Source organism: Micromonospora sp. RTBAU3-60, assembly GCF_054963695.1.
Map to the genome: position 1 here is coordinate 1 of NZ_JBUEGB010000199.1, position 697 is coordinate 697.

Annotated in this window: 1 protein-coding gene; it reads right to left on the bottom strand. The window is 69.0% G+C overall.

What is annotated here, in order from left to right; all coding sequences use genetic code 11:
* Positions 1–400 (bottom strand): transposase family protein (locus ACY34I_RS40550; protein WP_462760856.1); only part of this gene is annotated, 400 nt, incomplete at its 3' end.
* Positions 401–697: the final 297 nt, after the last annotated feature.

A 697-nucleotide genomic window follows, 5' to 3' on the forward strand; every position in this document is an offset into this window, starting at 1 on the left:
CCTGTGGGTAGGCGTGCAGCAGGGCGTCGATACCCTCGACCCGTACGGCGGTGGTGTCGTGCATCCGGCCTGGTCGGTGTCCGCCGCACCACAGCGTCGTGCCGTACTCGTCGGCCACGACGGTGGCTTTGATCGTGTTCTGCTTTGCTTTGCCCGACACGAATGCCTTGCGCCCAGGCCGGCCGGCGCGTGGCCGACGTACCCGGATCTCCGTGGCATCCACCCGCAGGGTGACGCCTTCGGCCGCGGCGTAGGCGAACACGTCCGCGAGGGTGCGCAGCCGGATCCCGCTGGGGCGGGCGAACCCGCGACGGGCCAGCAGGGGCCGGACCTGCCCGATCGCTCGGGTGACGGTCGAGCGGTCCACCCCGAACGCTACGGCCAGGGCCTCGTGCGGCACCCCAAGACGCAGATGGGCAAGGGTGAGTGTCAGCCGGTCAGCGAACCGCAGCGTCAGACGACGGCCAGCACCAGCCGCCCGCAGTCGGTGACCACCCCGACGGGCATGCAACCGGCCTTCCCGACCCGCCAGCCACATCGGGAACACCTCGGCACGTAGCAGGTGCAGATGTCGGCGGGAGATCCCGGTGAACGCGGGATGGCTGAACACACGACGAGCCCACCGGATCGACATCCGAAGATCATCGCCTACGTCGGACGGACACCACCAACCGTTCCATTGCGCACAAGATCGTAA